This window comes from Kitasatospora sp. NPDC059747 (assembly GCF_042732955.1).
Taxonomy (GTDB): domain Bacteria; phylum Actinomycetota; class Actinomycetes; order Streptomycetales; family Streptomycetaceae; genus Kitasatospora.
The window spans coordinates 96339-113037 of the sequence record NZ_JBHWGV010000008.1 but is presented as its reverse complement, the minus strand read 5'-3'; the positions used below and the strand labels follow the sequence as shown (position 1 = coordinate 113037).

General features: G+C 74.6%; 18 protein-coding genes. 9 read left to right on the top strand and 9 right to left on the bottom strand.

The genetic code is table 11. From position 1 onward, the window contains the following. Genes ACFV4G_RS05835 through ACFV4G_RS05820 form a run of 4 tightly spaced genes read left to right on the top strand, consistent with a single transcriptional unit; the run spans position 1 to position 3461 of the window. Entirely contained in the window at positions 1–618 is a 618-nt protein-coding gene (locus tag ACFV4G_RS05835) for an ATP/GTP-binding protein (RefSeq protein ID WP_380436872.1), read from the top strand. Then, positions 615–2081, top strand: a complete 1467-nt coding sequence (locus tag ACFV4G_RS05830) for a cytochrome P450 (protein WP_380436870.1) — start codon at positions 615–617, stop codon at positions 2079–2081. Before ACFV4G_RS05835 ends, ACFV4G_RS05830 begins: the two co-directional genes overlap by 4 nt. Continuing rightward, positions 2045–3160, top strand: coding sequence for a cytochrome P450 (locus ACFV4G_RS05825; protein WP_380436868.1), 1116 nt, complete (start codon positions 2045–2047; stop codon positions 3158–3160). Before ACFV4G_RS05830 ends, ACFV4G_RS05825 begins: the two co-directional genes overlap by 37 nt. 43 nt (positions 3161–3203) lie before the next feature. Beyond that, positions 3204–3461: a hypothetical protein gene (locus ACFV4G_RS05820; RefSeq protein ID WP_380436866.1), complete on the top strand. Its 258-nt coding sequence runs from the start codon at positions 3204–3206 to the stop codon at positions 3459–3461. 46 nt (positions 3462–3507) lie between these two features. On the opposite strand, the gene ACFV4G_RS05815 is transcribed toward ACFV4G_RS05820, so the two are convergent. Together ACFV4G_RS05815 and ACFV4G_RS05810 are read right to left on the bottom strand one after the other, a co-directional pair. Then, on the bottom strand, positions 3508–4317 hold the full coding sequence (locus ACFV4G_RS05815) for an isocitrate lyase/phosphoenolpyruvate mutase family protein (RefSeq protein ID WP_380436864.1): 810 nt from the start codon (positions 4315–4317) through the stop codon (positions 3508–3510). Positions 4318–4328: 11 nt separating this feature from the next. Further along, entirely contained in the window at positions 4329–4835 is a 507-nt protein-coding gene (locus ACFV4G_RS05810; protein ID WP_380436862.1) for a carboxymuconolactone decarboxylase family protein, read from the bottom strand. Between the two features lie 148 nt (positions 4836–4983). Here ACFV4G_RS05810 and ACFV4G_RS05805 point away from each other — a divergent pair, with 148 nt between their 5' ends. The 3 genes from ACFV4G_RS05805 (at position 4984) to ACFV4G_RS05795 (ending at position 7158) form a co-directional block, all read left to right on the top strand. Continuing rightward, the gene (locus ACFV4G_RS05805; RefSeq protein ID WP_380436860.1) at positions 4984–5766 is read left to right on the top strand and encodes an NRDE family protein; all 783 of its coding nucleotides are present in this window, start codon (positions 4984–4986) and stop codon (positions 5764–5766) included. A gap of 117 nt (positions 5767–5883) precedes the next feature. After that, the gene (locus tag ACFV4G_RS05800; RefSeq protein ID WP_380436858.1) at positions 5884–6075 is read left to right on the top strand and encodes a hypothetical protein; all 192 of its coding nucleotides are present in this window, start codon (positions 5884–5886) and stop codon (positions 6073–6075) included. Positions 6076–6237: 162 nt separating this feature from the next. Continuing rightward, entirely contained in the window at positions 6238–7158 is a 921-nt protein-coding gene (locus ACFV4G_RS05795; RefSeq protein ID WP_380436856.1) for an undecaprenyl-diphosphate phosphatase, read from the top strand. Positions 7159–7162: 4 nt separating this feature from the next. Here ACFV4G_RS05795 and ACFV4G_RS05790 read toward each other — a convergent pair whose 3' ends face one another. Beyond that, a complete protein-coding gene (locus tag ACFV4G_RS05790; protein WP_380436855.1) occupies positions 7163–7852 on the bottom strand; it encodes an alpha/beta fold hydrolase in 690 nt (229 codons plus the stop codon). A gap of 110 nt (positions 7853–7962) precedes the next feature. Here ACFV4G_RS05790 and ACFV4G_RS05785 point away from each other — a divergent pair, with 110 nt between their 5' ends. Next, positions 7963–8487, top strand: a complete 525-nt coding sequence (locus ACFV4G_RS05785; protein ID WP_380436854.1) for an STM3941 family protein — start codon at positions 7963–7965, stop codon at positions 8485–8487. Between the two features lie 8 nt (positions 8488–8495). Then, on the top strand, positions 8496–9920 hold the full coding sequence (locus ACFV4G_RS05780) for a PLP-dependent aminotransferase family protein (RefSeq protein ID WP_380436852.1): 1425 nt from the start codon (positions 8496–8498) through the stop codon (positions 9918–9920). Between the two features lie 159 nt (positions 9921–10079). On the opposite strand, the gene ACFV4G_RS05775 is transcribed toward ACFV4G_RS05780, so the two are convergent. The 6 genes from ACFV4G_RS05775 to ACFV4G_RS05750 all read right to left on the bottom strand — a co-directional run bounded on the left by ACFV4G_RS05775 (position 10080) and on the right by ACFV4G_RS05750 (position 16652). Further along, positions 10080–10253, bottom strand: coding sequence for a DUF6126 family protein (locus ACFV4G_RS05775; protein WP_380436850.1), 174 nt, complete (start codon positions 10251–10253; stop codon positions 10080–10082). A gap of 10 nt (positions 10254–10263) precedes the next feature. Beyond that, the gene (locus tag ACFV4G_RS05770) at positions 10264–10899 is read right to left on the bottom strand and encodes a helix-turn-helix domain-containing protein (RefSeq protein ID WP_380436848.1); all 636 of its coding nucleotides are present in this window, start codon (positions 10897–10899) and stop codon (positions 10264–10266) included. A 69-nt stretch (positions 10900–10968) separates the two neighbouring features. Further along, on the bottom strand, positions 10969–12681 hold the full coding sequence (locus ACFV4G_RS05765; RefSeq protein ID WP_380436921.1) for a pyruvate dehydrogenase: 1713 nt from the start codon (positions 12679–12681) through the stop codon (positions 10969–10971). A gap of 144 nt (positions 12682–12825) precedes the next feature. Continuing rightward, positions 12826–15237 (bottom strand): glycoside hydrolase family 65 protein, encoded by a 2412-nt coding sequence (locus tag ACFV4G_RS05760; RefSeq protein ID WP_380436846.1) that lies wholly within the window; start codon positions 15235–15237, stop codon positions 12826–12828. Further along, on the bottom strand, positions 15234–15980 hold the full coding sequence (locus ACFV4G_RS05755; RefSeq protein ID WP_380436844.1) for an HAD family hydrolase: 747 nt from the start codon (positions 15978–15980) through the stop codon (positions 15234–15236). The genes ACFV4G_RS05760 and ACFV4G_RS05755 overlap by 4 nt, the downstream gene beginning before the upstream one ends. Positions 15981–16202: 222 nt before the next feature. After that, on the bottom strand, positions 16203–16652 hold the full coding sequence (locus ACFV4G_RS05750) for an SRPBCC domain-containing protein (protein WP_380436842.1): 450 nt from the start codon (positions 16650–16652) through the stop codon (positions 16203–16205). Between the last annotated feature and the right edge of the window lie 47 nt (positions 16653–16699).

Genomic DNA, 16699 nt, shown 5'->3' with positions numbered 1-16699 from the left:
GTGCCCGCCGAAGCCGTGCCCGCCGAGGTGCCCGCCGACCCGCAGTACCTGCCGTCCTCCGTCCAGGGGGCGGTGAAGATCCTGGTCACCGGCCCGTTCGGGGTCGGCAAGACGACGCTGGTCGGCTCGCTCAGCGAGATCACCCCGCTGCGCACCGAGGAGACGATGACGGCCGCGAGCAGCGGCGTCGACGACCTCGCAGGGCGCGGCGACAAGACGACGACCACGGTCGCGCTGGACTTCGGCCGGATCACGCTCAACCCCCGGCTCGCGCTGTACCTGTTCGGCACGCCCGGGCAGCAGCGGTTCTGGCCGCTGTGGGAGGACCTGTCGCGCGGCGCGCTCGGCGCCATCGCGATGGTCGACCTGCGCCGGCCGGACGAGAGCTTCGAGGTGCTCGGCCGGCTGGAGGAGCAGCGGATCCCGTTCGCGGTGGCCGTCAACGTCTTCCCGGACACGCCGACCTACCCGGAGGAGGAGCTGCGCTCGGCGCTCGACGTGCTGCCCGAGGTGCCGATCCTCTACTGCGACGCGCGCGACCGGCGGCAGTCCTACGACCTGCTGATCGACTTCGTGGACCACCTGCACCGGACGTCCGTGCTGGAGCTCCAAGGATGAACGCGCCCGAACCGCCGACCACGTCCGGGTGCCCCGTCGGCCACGGCGGCGGCCTGCCCGCCGGAGTGCCCGCCGGCGGCCCGCTGACGCCGCTGTACGGCGCCGCCGTCGCCGAGGACCCGCACGGCCTGTACGCCCGGCTGCGCGCCCGCTACGGACCGGTCGCGCCGATCGAGCTGGAGCCGGGGGTCGAGGCCTGGCTCGTCCTCGGCTACCCCGAGCTGCTCGAACTCACCCGCAACGAGACGCTGTTCTCCAAGGACTCGCGCCGCTGGCGGGTGCCCGCCGAGGGCCGGCTGGCGGCCGACTCCCGGCTGCTGCCGATGACCGCGTGGCGCCCCACCCTGCTCAACCTGGACGGCGCCGAGCACCAGCGGCTGCGCGCCGCCGTCGCGGACACGCTCGCCCAGATCGACCACCACCAGCTGCGCGGCACCACCGAGGCCGCCGCCAACGGACTCATCGACAGCTGGGGCCCGGACGGCACCGCCGACCTGGTCGCGCAGTACGCCCGCGCGCTGCCCCTGCTGGTCTTCACCCAGCTGGTCGGCCTGCCCGCCGCGGCCGGCCCCCGGCTGATCGAGCTGATCAGCCACTTCGTCGACAGCGGCGCCGAATCGGTGCGCGCCAACGCCGAGTTCCAGGCCATCCTGGTCGACCTGGTGCGCCGCCGCCGGGCCGCCCCGAGCGCCGACCTCACCTCCTGGCTGCTCGCCCACCCGGCCGGCCTGACCGACGAGGAGGCGGTGCACCACCTGGTGGTGCTGCTGGTCGCGGGCAACGAGACCAGCATCAACTGGACCGGCAACACACTGCGGCTGCTGCTCACCGACCGCCGCTTCCGGGCCACCCTCACCGGCGGCCGGCTCACCGTCTCCGACGCGCTGGAGGAGGTGCTCTGGCGCGACCCGCCGACGCAGAACTTCCCCGGCCGCTGGGCCACCACCGACACCGTGCTCGGCGGCCAGTACATCAGCGCCGGCGACATGCTCGTGCTCGGCCTGGCCGCCGCCAACGCCGACCCGGCCGCCCAGGGCGTCGCCGCCGCCGCGCACGGCTCGCTCGGCGGCAACCGCGCCCACCTGGCCTGGGGCGCCGGCCAGCACGTCTGCCCGGCGCAGCACCCGGCCAGGATCATCGTCGAGACCGCCGTCGAGAGCCTGCTGCACCGGCTGCCGGACCTCCAGCTCGCCGTCCCGCCGGTCGAACTGGCCTGGCGTCCCTCCCCGTGGTCGCGGGCACTGCTCAGCCTGCCGGTGCTCTACAGCGCCTTCACCCCGCCCCGACCGCCCGCCCCCGAGAGGCCCGCATGGACACCGCCGACGCTCCCCGAGGAACCGGCCCCCGGCCCGTCCGACTCGACCCCTTCGGACGGGACCAGCACAGCGAGAACGCCCGGCTCAGGGACGCCGGCCCGGCGGTCCTGGTGGAGCTCCCTGGCGGGGTGGTGGTCTGGGCGATAACCCACCACGACACGCTCCAGGCGCTGCTCGCCGATCCGCGCGTCGGCAAGAACGCCCGGCTGTGGACGGACTTCCGGGAGGGCCGGCTGCCCGAGGGCTGGCCGCTGCTCAACTTCGTCACCGTGCCCGGGATGGTCACCGCCGACGGCGACGACCACCGGCGGCTGCGCGGGCTCGTCAGCCAGGCCTTCACGCCGCGCCGGATCGCCGACCTGGCGCCCGCGATCGAGGCGCGGGCCGTCGCCCTGCTCGACGCCGTCGCCGAGCTGGAGGGCCCGTTCGACCTGCGCGCGCACTTCGCGTACCCGCTGCCCATGCAGGTGATCGGCGAACTGCTCGGCCTCGCCGTCGAGCAGCAGGACGACCTGCACGAGCTGTCCGACACGCTCGTCTCCAGCTCGGCCACCCCGGCCGCCGCCGTCGCCGCGCAACGGGACCTCAACGCGCTGCTCGCGTCCGTCGTCGCGGCCAAGCGGGCCGAGCCCGGCGACGACCTGACCACCGACCTGATCGCCGCGCGCGAGGCCGGCGACGGGCTGAGCGAGGCCGAACTCGTCGGCACGCTGCTGCTGATGCTGGTCGCCGGGCACGAGACCACGCTCAACCTGATCACCAACGCCGTCCGCGCCCTGCTGGCCCACCCCGAGCAGCTGCGGCTGGTGCTGGACGGCGAGCAGCCGTGGTCGGCGGTGGTCGAGGAGACGCTGCGGTACGACTCCCCGGTCGGGCAGTTCCCGCTGCGGTACGCGATCGAGGACATCGAGGTCGGGGACGTGGTGATCCGGCGCGGGGAGGCGATGCTCGCCTCGTACGCGGCGGCCGGGCGCGACTCCGGGCACCACGAGGACGCCGACGCCTTCGACCTCACCCGCCGGCCCAACCGGCACCTGTCGCTCGGGCACGGGCCGCACTTCTGCCTCGGCTCCGGGCTGGCCCGGCTGGAGGCGGAGACGGCGCTGCGCCACCTGTTCGAGCGCTTCCCCGGCCTCGCCCTCGCGGAGGACGCGGAGGGCGCGGAGCCGGAGCCGATCGCCTCGTTCGTCAGCAACAGCGTGCGGACCCTGAGGGTGACGGTCTGAGCCGTCCGGTTACCCGAGGGCGGCCCGGGTCGTTCGGCAGGGCATGAAGAAACTCGCCACCCTGGCCGCCCTCACCATGGCGGGCCTCGCGCTCGCCGCGCCCGCCGCCTCCGCCACCAGCCAGACCGCCGCCTCCCCGGACGCCACCGGCGGTCTCACCGACGGCCTCACCGTCTCCCCCGCCGACCTCGCCATCCACACCGCCGGCCAGCTGCCGGTGGTCGGGCACACCGCCCAGGAGGTGGAGAAGATCGGGACCAACCAGATGACCCACCCCGGGCTCAGCGGGCAGATCGGCTGACCGACCCCCGTGCGGTCAGCCCGTCCGCCGTCGCCGGCAACGGCGTTCAGCCCTGGAAGAGCCCGTTGAGCTCCGGGTAGGTCAGCCCGCCGTCGAGGGCGGTGTACGTGCCGCTCGCGTACACCTCCTCGGCGGCCCGGCGGACCGCCGCGAACGCCACCTTGGCGAGGCCGGGACCGAGGCTCACCCGCGCGACGCCGAGCTTCGCCAGCTCCGGGACGGACGGCGAGCCGGGCGCGGCCAGGACGTTGAGGGGGGCGGGGACCGCCCGGACCAGCGCGGCGATCGTCTGCGGGTCCGCCACGCCGGGGGCGAAGACGCCGTCCGCACCTGCCTCGACGTAGGCCCGCAACCGGCGCACCGCCTCGTCCAGCCGGCCCTCCGGCTCACCGAGCTGGTGCAGGAAGACGTCGGTCCGCGCGTTCACGAAGAGCGGCACGCCGGCCGCGTCCGCCGCCGCCCGGGCCGCCGCGATCCGCTCGGCCGCCTCGTCGAGCGGACGGCCCTCGTCCTCCAGGTTCACGCCGACGGCGCCGGTGCCGAGCAGCGCGGTCACCGTCTCGCCGACCCCGGCGGCGGTCCGCGCGTAGCCGCTCTCCAGGTCGGCGGTGACCGGCTGCTCCACCGCGCGGACGACCAGCGCGGTCTGCGCCAGCACCAGGTCGCGGTCGGCGCCGCCGCCGTCCGGGCTGCCGAGCGTCCAGGAGACGCTCGCGCTGGCCGTCGCGACGGCCCGGGCGCCGGCGTCGGCGACCAGGCGGGCGCTCACCGCGTCCCAGGCGTTGGCGAGCACCAGCGGCTCGCCGGCGCGGTGCAACTCGTGCAGGAGCCGGGCCTTGTCCTGCTGGCTCGTCACGGCGGTTCCCCTCACTTCGCGGCCGGGCTGAGGCGCGAGGTCACGCCGATCCGGTTCCAGGCGTTGATGGTCGCGATCAGGGCGATCAGCTGGGCGAGTTCGGCCTCCTCGAAGTGGGCGGCGGCCTCGTCGTAGACGGCGTCCGGCACGTGCCCCCGGGTCAGCAGGGTGACGGACTCGGTGAGCGCCAGGGCGGCGCGCTCCTTCGCGGTGAACCACGGGGTCTCGCGCCAGGCCGGGAGCGAGATCAGGCGGTGGTCCTGCTCGCCGCCCTGCACGGCGTCGGTGGCGTGCATGTCGATGCAGAAGGCGCAGCCGTTGATCATCGAGGCGTGGACCTTGACCAGCTCGGCGAGCCGGGGGTCGAGGCCGGTCCGGGAGGCGCGGTCCACGGCGATCATCGCGGAGTAGTACTCAGGGGCGAGCCGGTGCATCGCGAGGCGCTGAGCGGGCGCGGGGACCGGCGCGTCCGCGCCCTCTGCGGTCCCGTGCGCCGCGGTCTCGTTCGTCGTCGTCATGATCACCAGCCTAGGGACGGAGTGGCCCTACCGCCTGGTGCATTCACGTGCGGCGTTCCTGGGCCACTTTCCGGGCCCCCACCACTGTTCCGATAGGCGAACTGGCGTGCGAGGATCGCTGAACAGAGCGAAACCGGGGGACAGGATCGTGTGTACGGCGTTCGTCAGCATCGAGCCGGGGTCGGCGGTGCCCGTCCTGCTCCTCTCCGTCCGGGACGAGTACCTCGGGCGCCGCTGGCTCCCGCCGGCCCACCACTGGCCGGAGCACCCGGAGCTGGTCGGCGGGCTCGACCTCGCCGCCGGCGGCACCTGGCTCGCCGCCGACCCCGGGCGGCGCACTGCCGCCTGCCTGCTCAACGGCTTCGGGCCGCTCGCCCCCGCCGAGACGCGGCTCTCCCGCGGCCGGCTGCCGCTCACCGCCGTGCGCGAGGGCGGCGTCGGCCACCTCGACCTCACCCCGTACGACCCGTTCCACCTCGTGCTGGCCGGTCCCGACGGCGCCCGGGTGGCCAGTTGGGGCGACGGGCGGCTGGTCGAGCACCACCTGCCCACCGGCCTGAGCGTCGTGCTCAACGACGGCCTGGAGGGCCGCGCCCACAGCCGGACCACCTCCGAGCGGATCCGCGCCGTGATGGCCGCCCGCGCCGCGCACTTCCGGGCCCGCTTCGAGGCCGAGCCCCGGCCCGACCCGGGCGGCGCCGGGAGCGTCGAGGACGCGTGGGGCGCCTGGCTGCCGGTCGTCTCCGGGGACGGGCTCGCGCCGGACGGCGACGCGGCGCTCGTCCAGCGGCGCGACTTCGGCGACGGGCGGATCTGGGGCTCGTCCTCGATCTCGCTGCTCGCCCTCGGACCGGACCGGCTGCGCTACGACTTCGGGCCGGCGCCGGTGGCCGCCGGGGAGGCGGCGTGGCGGCGGGTGGCGCTCGGCTGACCCGGGCCGGTTCGGGGGCCGTCGGCGGATTCGGGGCCCGTCGACGAACGAACGCTTGAACCTGCCGCAGCGGGAGGTTGCATCGTGGTGCCTCGTCGACCACGAGGGAGGACCACGATGAACCGCCCCCGCCCCGCGGACGTGCTGCCCGCCGCCCTGCTGGTGGCCGGCACCGCGCTCGTCGCCGCGGGCGCCGCGCTGGCGCTCAGCCACGCGGCCGAGCGCGCCGTGTCGTCCGGGGTGCTGCTCGCCGTGTGGGTGCACGTGCTGCTCACCCACGCGCCGGCCGCGCACCCGGCCGCCGCCTGAGCGGCGCCCGAACGCCGGGTGCCCGAACGCCGGTCGCCCGGCCCGGGTTTCGGCGAGACGTCCACTCGGTGAATTTCCGGCCTCAGACCTGCCGGGCGTCTACATCCCCGTAGTAGCTTCGCCGGGGCTCCCCCTGATCAGACCTCCGAGCGAAGGTGCGCGATGTCCACCCTGACCTACCCGGAAGCGATAGGCGTCGGCCTGCTGCAGGGTGTGACGGAACTCTTCCCGGTCTCCAGCCTGGGCCACAGCATCCTGCTGCCGGCGATCATCGGCGGGAAGATCCAGCACGACCTGGACATGACCGCCGAGGGCTCCCCGTACCTCTCCGTGCTGGTCGGCCTCCACCTGGCCACCGCGCTCGCGCTGGTGGTCTTCTTCTACAAGGACTGGCTCCGGATCATCAGCGGCCTGATCAGCTCGATCCGTCACCGCCGCGTGGAGACCCGCAACGAGAAGCTGGCCTGGCTGCTCATCGTCTCCACCATCCCGGTCGGCATCGCCGGCCTCGCCTTCGAGAAGGCCCTGCGCAACGCCCTCGGCAAGCCGATCCCGGCCGCCGTCTTCCTCGCCCTCAACGGGCTCGTGCTGCTCGGCGCCGAACGCCTCAAGCGCGGCGGCACCGGCCGCCGGCGGGCCGGCCACGCCGCCCCGGTGGCCGACGAACCCGGACTGGACCCGGCGATCGCCTCCGACCACCGGCTCGCCCGGCTCGGCTACAAGCAGGGCGTCTGGATCGGCGCCGCCCAGATCCTCGCGCTCTTCCCCGGCATCAGCCGCTCCGGCGTCACCATGAGCGCCGGCATCCTGCGCGGGCTGCACCACGAGGACGCCGCCCGGTTCTCCTTCCTGCTCGCCACGCCGGTGATCATCGCCGCCTCGGCGCTCAAGGTGCCCGAGCTGTTCAAGCCGGAGAACTCCGCCGTCCTCGGCCCGGTCGTGGCGGGCAGCATCGCCGCCTTCGTCGCCGGGTACGTGTCGGTGCGCTTCCTCACCAAGTACTTCGAGACCCGCAGCCTGACGCCGTTCGCGATCTACTGCTTCGTGGCCGGCGTCGGCAGCGCGGTCTACCTCTCGCTCTAGTTCCTCACAACTCCTGGAGGACGGCGGCGAGTTCGTGCGGCTGGGAGAACATCGGCCAGTGGCCGGTGTCCAGTTCGACCAGCCGCCACCGCTCGCCCGCCAGCAGCTCGGCGGCCCGGCCGAACGGCTCGGGCCAGTCCAGCAGGCACTTGACGTACGTCACCGGCAGCTCGGGCAACGCGTCGCCCAGCACGGCCGGTTCGGTCAGCGAGGCGCCCGGGTGCGGCGTCGAACCGGCGACGATCCGGGCGACCTGCTCGTCGGTGAGGCCCTGGCCGGCGAAGTCCCCGGCCGCGAGCGGCGGCCACCAGCCGCCGTTCCGCGCGATCGCCACCGCCACCTCCTGGCCGTTCCCGGCCACCGAGACGAACGACTCGCCGTCCCGCGGCACGTCGGCGTCCACGAACACCACCCGGGCCAGCCGCTCGCCGATCCGCTCGGCGGCCTGGCCCACCGGGATGCCCGAGTAGCTGTGCCCGACCAGGACGACGTCGCGCAGGTCGAGCCGCTCCACCTCGGCCACGATGTCCCGCACGTGGACCTCCTGCCCCGCCGGAGCCACCCCGCGCCTCTCCGCGAGCCCGGACAGCGTCAGCGGGTACGCCCTGTGCCCCGCCGCGCGCAGCTCCTCCGCCACCTCGTCCCACGCCCACGCGCCGAGCCACGCGCCTGCCACGAGTACATAGTTCGCCATGGGCGGCACGGTAGCGCGAGGATGTGACACCACCCAGGCGGAGCCCGCCGACGGACGACAGGCCCACCCGGGTCCGACCGGTCTCCGGCCGGGCGCTACCGTGACCGGCCGTGATCAACGAAAACCCGCCTCCGACCGTCTACGCGCTGTCGAGACGCAACGCGCTCCTCCTCCTGCTCGCCTCGCTCGGCTTCACCGTCGGCGGCGCGCTGCTGCTCTGGCACCACGCCACCGTCAAGGGGCTCGTCGGCGGTGCCCTGGCCGTGCCGTTCTTCGGGTTCTGCTCCTTCGCGCTCGCCCGCCGGCTCGTCCGCAACCGGCCCGAACTGGTGCTGGACGCCGACGGCCTGGAGCACGTCCAGCTCGGCCGCATCGCCTGGAGCGAGATCGCCGCCGTGGGGATCCGCAGCATGACCGTCCGCGGCAGCACCCAGCGGATGATCGCGGTCGTGCTGCACGACCCGGCGGCCTACCTGTCCCGCGCGCCCCGGCTCGTCCGGGCGAGCGCCGGCCTCAACCGCTCCCTCGGGTACGGACCCGCGAACATCGCCGCCAACACCATCCCCGTCCCGCTCGAAGAGGTCCTCGCGGCGATGCACCGCCACCACCCGCGGCTCGGCGCCGACGCGGGATAATCCCGTCGATGAGCACTTCGTGGAGCGCGTTCGGCGGCGACCTGCATCTCGACCTCACCGGGCGGCGCGCCGCCGGGACCGGGCTGCGGGCCGCCCTGGAGGACGCGCTGCGCGAGGCCGTCCAGGACGGGCGGCTCGCCCCCGGCACCCGGCTGCCGTCCTCACGCGCGCTCGGGGAGGACCTCGGGATCGCCCGCAACACCGTCGTGGAGGCGTACGGGCAGCTCACCGGCGAGGGCTGGCTCACCTCCCGGCAGGGCTCCGGCACCACCGTCGCGGAGCGCGCGGCACCCCGGCCGCCGGCGCCCAGGGCCACCCCGCCGGTGCGGGAACGCCCGGCCGCGCGCCACGACCTGATGTCCGGCCGGCCCGACCTGTCGCTCTTCCCGCGCACCGCCTGGCTCGCCGCCGCCCGCCGGGCGCTGGCCACCGCCCCGCACGAGGTCCTCGGGTACGGCTCGCCGCTCGGGCGCCCCGAGCTGCGGGAGGCGCTGACCCACTACCTGGCGCGCGTGCGCGGGGTCCGCACCGACCCGGACCGCCTGCTGGTGTGCAGCGGCGTGACGCAGGGCCTGGGGCTGCTCTGCGCGGCCCTGCGGGACCGCGGGGCCGGCGCCCTCGCCGTCGAGGAGTACGGCCTGCCGCCGCAGCTCGCCGTCGCCCGGGCGGCCGGGCTCGCGACCGTACCGCTCCCGCTGGACGACGCGGGCGCCCGGGTGGAGCTGCTCGACGACCGGGTCGGGGGCGTCCTGCTCACCCCCGCCCACCAGTTCCCCACCGGCGCGCCGCTGGCCGCCGACCGGCGGGCGGCGGCGGTGCGGTGGGCGCGCGAGCACGACGGGTACGTCGTCGAGGACGACTACGACGGCGAGTTCCGCTACGACCGGCAGCCGCTCGGCGCGATGCAGGCGCTCGACCCCGAGCGCGTGGTGTACGCCGGGACGGCCGCCAAGAGCCTCGCCCCGGGCCTGCGGCTCGCGTGGCTCGCCCTGCCGGACGCGCTCGTCGAACCGGTGGCCCGGCTGAAGCAGCTCGCCGACATCATGTCGCCGGTGCTCGACCAGCTGACGCTCGCCGAACTGATCGCCTCCGGGACGTACGACCGGCACGTGCGGCGCTGCCGGCTGCACTACCGGCGGCGCCGCGACCGGCTCGTGGCCGCCCTCGCCGAACACGCCCCGCACGTCCGCGTCACCGGCATCGCGGCGGGACTGCACGCGGTGCTGCGACTGCCGGCGGACGGACCGTCGGAGGCCGAGCTCCTGGCGCGGGCGGCGGCCGCCGGGGTGTCGCTCAACGGGCTCTCGTGGCACCGGGCGGACGGGGGCGTCGCGGGCGGGCCGCCGTCGCTGGTGATCGGGTACGGGACTCCTGCGGAGCACGCGTTTCCGGCTGCGCTGTCGGCGCTGTGCACGTTGCTGCGCGGCAGGTGAGTGCAGGGTGCTGCGCGGCGGCTGGGTGCGGCTCCGTGCCTTCCGTTTCGCGCAGTTCCCCGCGCCCCTTTCGGGGCCCAGGGAACGAGAGAGAGGGGATTGAGGAGGATGGCTAGGGGACAGGGACGCGGGGATCGGAGCGGCTGTCCCATGTCTCAACTACTTGTTGCGGCCGCCGAGTTCGAACAGCAGCATGATGAAGCCGGCGAAGGCGTGGATGCCCGCGGTGTAGATGACCAGGCGGACGGCGACGCGGCGGTTGGCCCACTTGCCGGCGTCGATGGTCTTGGGGGCCTCGGGCGTCGAGGTGTGGGTGGTCGGGTCAGTGGCCATGGTTGCCTCCTCAGTGCGGTGCGGCAGGGCCGCCGCCGAGGCAGAGTTCGCCACCGGGGCTCTGCAGCAGGGTGTGGACGAAGAGCAGCTCGACCCCGTGCGCCGACTCGGCGGCGATGCAGTGCGGGGTGAGCGAGTCGAAGTGGGCGGAGTCGCCGACGGCCAGGTGGTGGACGCGGTCGCCGAGCGTCAGCCGCAGGGCGCCCTGGAGGACGTACAGCCACTCCTCGCCCGGGTGGACCCGGACGACGGCGTCCTGCACGCCCGGCGGCACGTGGACCCGCAGGGCCTGCATGGCCCGGCCGGGGGCGCCGGCCCGCCGGTAGCCCCAGCCGCCGGCCCGGCCGGGCTCGATGACGCCGCCGCGGACCACCGGGTCGGGTTCGGTCATCGCCTCGCCCAGCAGCCCGGAGACGGACGTGCCGTAGGCGCGGGCGAGGCCGAGCAGGACGGGCAGCGACGGCTGGCGCCGGCCGGTCTCCAGCCGGGACAGATAGGCTGGGGACAGTCCGACCCGGGCGGCCGCCACCTCCAGCGTGAGGCGGCTGCTGTGCCGGTGCTCGCGGAGCCTGGCGGCGAGGCCGGCGACCTCCTGGTCGTCGAGCTGCTCGCCTGCGGCGGGGGCGCCGGTGGGGCTGGTGGTCATGTGACCAGTGGACACCTCGCGTGCCGCACGGGCAAGAAATTTGCCCCTCAGGCAAATCCGCCGGAGGGCTCAGGGCCGCGGGATGTTGCGCAGGTTGCTCCGGGCCAGGTCGATCATGCGTCCCACCCCGCCGGAGAGCACCGTGCGGCCCGCCGCCAGGGCGAAGCCCTTCAGCTGGGCGGCCGTGATGTGCGGCGGGATGGACAGCGCGTTCGGGTCGGTGACCACGTCGACCAGCGCGGGCCCGGGCCGCTCCAGTGCCTCGGCCAGCACCTCCCGCACCCGGGCCGGCTCGGTCACCCGTTTGGCCGGGATGCCCATCGCCCGCGCGATCCCGGCGTAGTCCACGTCGCCGTTGTCGATCTGCCACTCGGGGTAGCCGGAGACCAGCATCTCCAGCTTGATCATGCCGAGCGCGCCGTTGTTGAAGACCACGGTCTTCACCGGCAGCCGGTGCTTGGCCACCGTGAGCAGTTCGCCGAGCAGCATGCCGAGCCCGCCGTCGCCCGCCATCGCGATCACCTGCCGCCCGGGGCAGGCGAGTTGGGCGCCGATCGCGTGCGGCAGGGCGTTGGCCATCGAGCCGTGCAGGAAGGAGCCGATCACCCGGCGGCGGCCGTTCGGCTGGAGGTAGCGGGCGGCCCAGACGTTGTTCATGCCGGTGTCCACGGTGAACACCGCGTCGTGGGCGGCCACGTCGTCGAGCACCGAGGCGACGTACTCGGGGTGGATCGGCAGGTGCGCCTCGATGTCCCGGGTGTAGGCGCCGACGACGTCCTCCAGCGCCTTGCAGTGCTTGCGCAGCATCTCGTCCAGGAACGACCGGTCCGGCTTCGGCTCCAGCAGCGGCAGGACGGCCCGCAGGGTCGCGGCGACGTCCCCGTGGACGGCCAGCTCCAGGACCGTCCGGCGGCCCAGCCGGGTGGCGTCGTGGTCGACCTGGACGGTGCGGGCCTGCGGGAGGAACGAGTCGTACGGGAAGTCGGTGCCGAGCAGCATCACCAGGTCCGCGCCGTGCAGGGCCTCGTGGCAGGCGCCGTAGCCGAGCAGGCCGCTCATCCCGACGTCGTACGGGTTGTCGTGCTGGATCCACTCCTTGCCGCGCAGCGAGTGGCCCACCGGCGCGTTCAGGGCCTCCGCCACGGCCAGCACCTCGGCGTGCGCGTCCCGGACGCCGGCGCCGCAGAACAGGGTCACCCGGCGGGCCGGGTTGAGCAGTTCGGCGAGCGCCCGCACCTGCGCCCAGGGCGGGGCGGCGACGGCCTGCTCGGTCAGGAAGTGGCCGCTGCCGGTCGGGCCGGCGGCGGGCAGCGCGGCGACGTCCCCGGGGAAGGCGAGGACGGAGACGCCGCGGGCGCCGAGCGCGTGCTGGATCGCGATCCGCAGCAGGCGGGGCAGCTGGACGGGGGTCGAGAGCATCTCGCACCAGCTGCTGCAGTCGGTGAACACCCGCTCGGGGTGGGTCTCCTGGAAGAACCCGGTGCCGATCTGCCCGGACGGGATGTGGGAGGCCAGCGCGAGGACGGGCAGGCCGCTGCGCTGGGCGTCGTACAGGCCCTGCACGAGGTGGGTGTTGCCGGGGCCGCAGGAGCCGGCGCAGACCGCGAGCCGGCCGCTGAGCTCGGCCTCGGCGGCCGCGGCGAACGCACCGGCCTCCTCGTTGCGGACGTGCACCCAGCCGATGCCCTCCGCGCGGCGGATGGCGTCGACGACCGGGTTGAGGCTGTCGCCGACGACGCCGTAGACCCGCTCCACGCCGGCCTGCCGGAGCACTTCCACCATCTGTTCGGCCACGCTCGCCACGGGGTCTCCTCGATCGGCTGCCGGATGACGCGGGACACCTGCACCCTCCGGGGAGGGGGGTGCACGTGCACGGCGGGGAGGCCGAACGGGTGAACGGGCGGAGGCCCGGAAGTCGGGCCGCCGCTACTCCGCCGCCAGGTGGTCGGGGTTCTGGCCGCCGACCTTGCCCGCCGCGAGACCGGCCTGGGGCTGGCGGCGGGCGGGTTCGCGGCCGGGGGGCTGGGCGCAGCGCTCCTGGGCGGGCGGGGCGGTGGTCGGGAGGGTGACCGGCTCCCCGGCCTTCAGCTGGACCGTGTCGCCGTCGTGCCGCAGGTGGATCACCTCGCCCCGGCGCAGCGTGTAGGTCGTCCCGTCGTGGGTGATCTCGACGCCGAGCAGCATGCCGCGGACCATCAGCGAGAAGCCGAGCTTGGTGAGCCCGGCGGGCAGCCGGGGCCGGAAGGAGAGCGTCTCGCCGTGGTCGCGCAGGCCGCCGAGGCCGGCCACGAGGGCGATGCAGGCCCCGGCGAGGGAGGCCATGTGGAGGCCGTCGCGGGTGTTGCCGCCGAGGTCGTGGAGGTCCATGAGGGCGGCTTCGGCGGTGTAGTCGTACGCGAGGTCGAGCTGGCCGACCTCGGCGGCGATGACCGCCTGGGTGCAGGCGGAGAGGGAGGAGTCGCGGACGGTGAGGCGCTCGTAGTAGGCGAAGTTGCGGGCCTTCTGCTCGTCGGTGAAGGCGTCGCCGCGGACCTGCATGGCGAGCACGAGGTCGGCCTGTTTGACGACCTGCTTCCGGTAGAGGTCGAAGTACGGGTAGTGCAGCAGCAGCGGGTACTTCTCGGGCGGGGTGCGCTCGAAGTCCCAGACCTGGTGGTGGGTGAAGCCGTCGGCCTGGGGGTGGACGCCGAGGCTCTCGTCGTAGGGGACGTACATCGCGGCGGCGGCGTCGCGCCAGGCGGCGGTCTCCTCGGTGTCGACGCCGAGGTCGGCGGCCTCGCGGGGGTGGCGGCCGGCGGCCTCGGCGGCGGCGCGCAGGTTCGTCTGCGCCATGAGGTTGGTGTAGACGTTGTTGTCGGCGACGGCGCTGTACTCGTCGGGGCCGGTGACGCCCTCGATGCGGAACTTGCCGGCGGCGTCGTGGTGGCCGAGCGAGCGCCACATCCGGGCGGTCTCGACGAGGAGTGCGAGCCCGTACTCGCGCTCGAACTCGACGTCGGCGGTGGCCCGGACGTAGCGGGCGACGGCGGCGGCGATGTCGGCGCCGATGTGGAAGGCGGCGGTGCCGGCCGGCCAGTAGCCGGAGCACTCCTCGCCGCGGATCGTCCGCCAGGGGAACACCGCTCCGGCCAGGCCGAGTTGGGCCGCTCGCTCGCGGGCGAGCGGGAGGGTGGTGTGCCGCCAGCGCAGGGCCTGGTTGACGGCGGCGGGCAGGCAGTAGGTGAGGACCGGCAGGACGAAGGTCTCGGTGTCCCAGAAGCTGTGGCCGTCGTAGCCGGGGCCGGTCAGCCCCTTGGCGGGGATGGCGCGCTCCTCGCTGCGGGCGCCGGCCTGGAGGACGTGGAAGACGGCGAACCGGACGGCCTGCTGGAGTTCGACGTCGCCCTCGATCTCGATGTCGCTGGTCTTCCAGAACTCCCGCAGGTAGTCCGCCTGTTCGGCGACGAGGCCGTCCCAGCCGGTGTACCGGGCGGCGGTCAGCGCGGCCTCGACCTGGTCGCGGACGGCGGGCAGCGAGCGGGTCGCGGACCAGCCGTAGGACATGAACTTGACCAGCCGCAGGCGCTGTCCGGGGGCGAGGACGGTGGTGACGCTGATCCGGCACTGGTCGGCGCCGGCCTCGGCCACGGTGTCGAGCCGCTCCGGGCCCTCGATGACGTGGTCCATGCCGGCCGCGACCCGGATGCCGCTGTAGCGGGTGCGGTGCACCAGGACGGCCTTCGTCCCGTCGGCGTGGTGGGCCTCGGGCTGGAGGGGCGCCTCCAGGACGGCGGCGGCGCGCGGGTCGCCCTCGGGGCCGCCGGGGAGCTGCTCGTTGGCGACGAGCTCGGACTGGAGCACGATCCGCACCGGGCCGTCGACCGCCTCGACGGAGTACTCGACGGCGGCGATGGCGCGCTGGGTGAGCGAGACGAGCCTGGTCGAGCGGACCCGGATCGTGCGGCCGGCCGGGGAGGTCCACTCGGCCTCGCGGTGCAGCAGGCCGTCGCGGAAGTCCAGCCAGCGCCGGTGGCCGAGGAGTTCGCCGTAGCGCAGGTCGAAGGGCTCGTCGTCGACGAGCAGCCGGATGATCTTGCCGTTGGTCACGTTGATGACGCTCTGGCTGGACTCCGGGTAGCCGTAGCCGCCCTCGCCGTAGGGCAGCGGGCGGAGTTCGAAGACGCCGTTGAGGTAGGTGCCGGGCAGGCCGTGCGGCTCGCCCTCGTCGAGGTTGGCGCGCAGGCCGATGTGGCCGTTGGAGAGCGCGAACACGGACTCGGCACGGGCCAGCGCGGCCGGGTCGAGGCCGTGTTCGGAAACCTGCCACGGGTCGACGACGAAGGTGTCGGACGCGGTCATGCCCGCTCCCCCAGCAGTTCCGAGAGGTCGTCGACGACCACGGTGGCGCCGTCCCGGCGCAGTTCGGCGGCCTGGCCGGTGCGGTTGACGCCGACCACCGCGCCGAAGCCGCCGGCCCGGCCGGAGGCGACGCCGGCGAGGGCGTCCTCGAAGACGGCGGCGTGCGCGGGTTCGACGCCGAGGACCTTGGCCGCGTGCAGGTAGGTGTCGGGGGCCGGCTTTCCGGGCAGGCCCTCGCGCTTGGCGACGATCCCGTCCACGACCACGTCGAAGAGGTCCTCGATGCCCGCGGCCCGGAGCACGTCCCGGCAGTTCGCGCTGGAGGAGACCACGGCGCTGGGCAGCCCGAGCGCGCGCAGCCGTCGCACGTAGGCCACCGAGCCGTCGTACGGCTGGACGCCCTGCTCGCGGATCATGCGCAGGACGGTGTCGTTCTTGGCGAGGCTGATCCCGTGCACGGTGGGGGCGTTCGGCGGGTCGTCGTCGGTGCCCTCGGGCAGGTCGAAGCCCCGGCTCCGCAGGAAGGCGCGGGTGCCGTCGAGGCGCGGGCGGCCGTCGACGTAGGTGTCGTAGTCGGTGACGGCGTCGAAGGGGACGAACTGCCCGCCGGTGCGGGCCGCTTCGGCGCGCAGGAAGGTGTCGAAGGTGTCCTTCCAGGCCGCGGCGTGCACCACGGCGGTCTGGGTGAGCACCCCGTCGAGGTCGAAGAGGAAGGCGCGGATGTCGTCCGGTAGGCCCAGCATGGGTGCAGTCTTACCCGGGATGGCCCGTGATGCCGGGGAAGCCGCCGATTTCCCGGCGGCGCGTCGCGGGACGGGTGGCGGCATCGGGGGCCTCCCGTGGGCTCGGGGGGCGGGGCGGGGGCGGGTTCGGGGTACAGGACAACGATCGGCCCGCGGCGGCGATCCCGCCACCGGGCGGGGGCTCGGCGGGCTCGGGCGGGGCTCGGCGGGCTCGGGCGGGGCTCAGGCGGGGTCGTGGCGCCGGGCGGTGACGAAGTAGGGCTGGACCTTGCCGCTCTGCGCATAGTCCTTGAGCCGGACGACCAGTTCCGCCCAGGTGCCGGCCACCATCGGGACGCCGTCCTCGCTGCCGGGCTGCCAGCCGCCGTGGCGGAACAGCAGCCGGGTGCGGTCGGGGGCGTCGGGCTGTTCGGCGAGGTCCCAGGTGATCCAGGTGCCGGCCCAGTGCGGCGGGAAGGCGCCGGTGTTCGCCCACACGACGCGGTCGAGGTCGGCGCGCTCGCGGCGCAGCCGGAAGGGCTCGGGGACGTCGGGGAAGTCGAAGAGAAGGATGTCGTCGTCGCGGTCGACGGCGGTGGTCCACCAGCTGGTGAGGCCGTCGTGGGTGTTGAGGGCGGCGAGGACGACGTCCCGGGGGGCGGCGATGTCGATCTGCAGGGCGATCTCGGGCATGGGATCCGCCTTTCGTGGCCCGCGGTCCCCCTCAGCCACCATGGCAC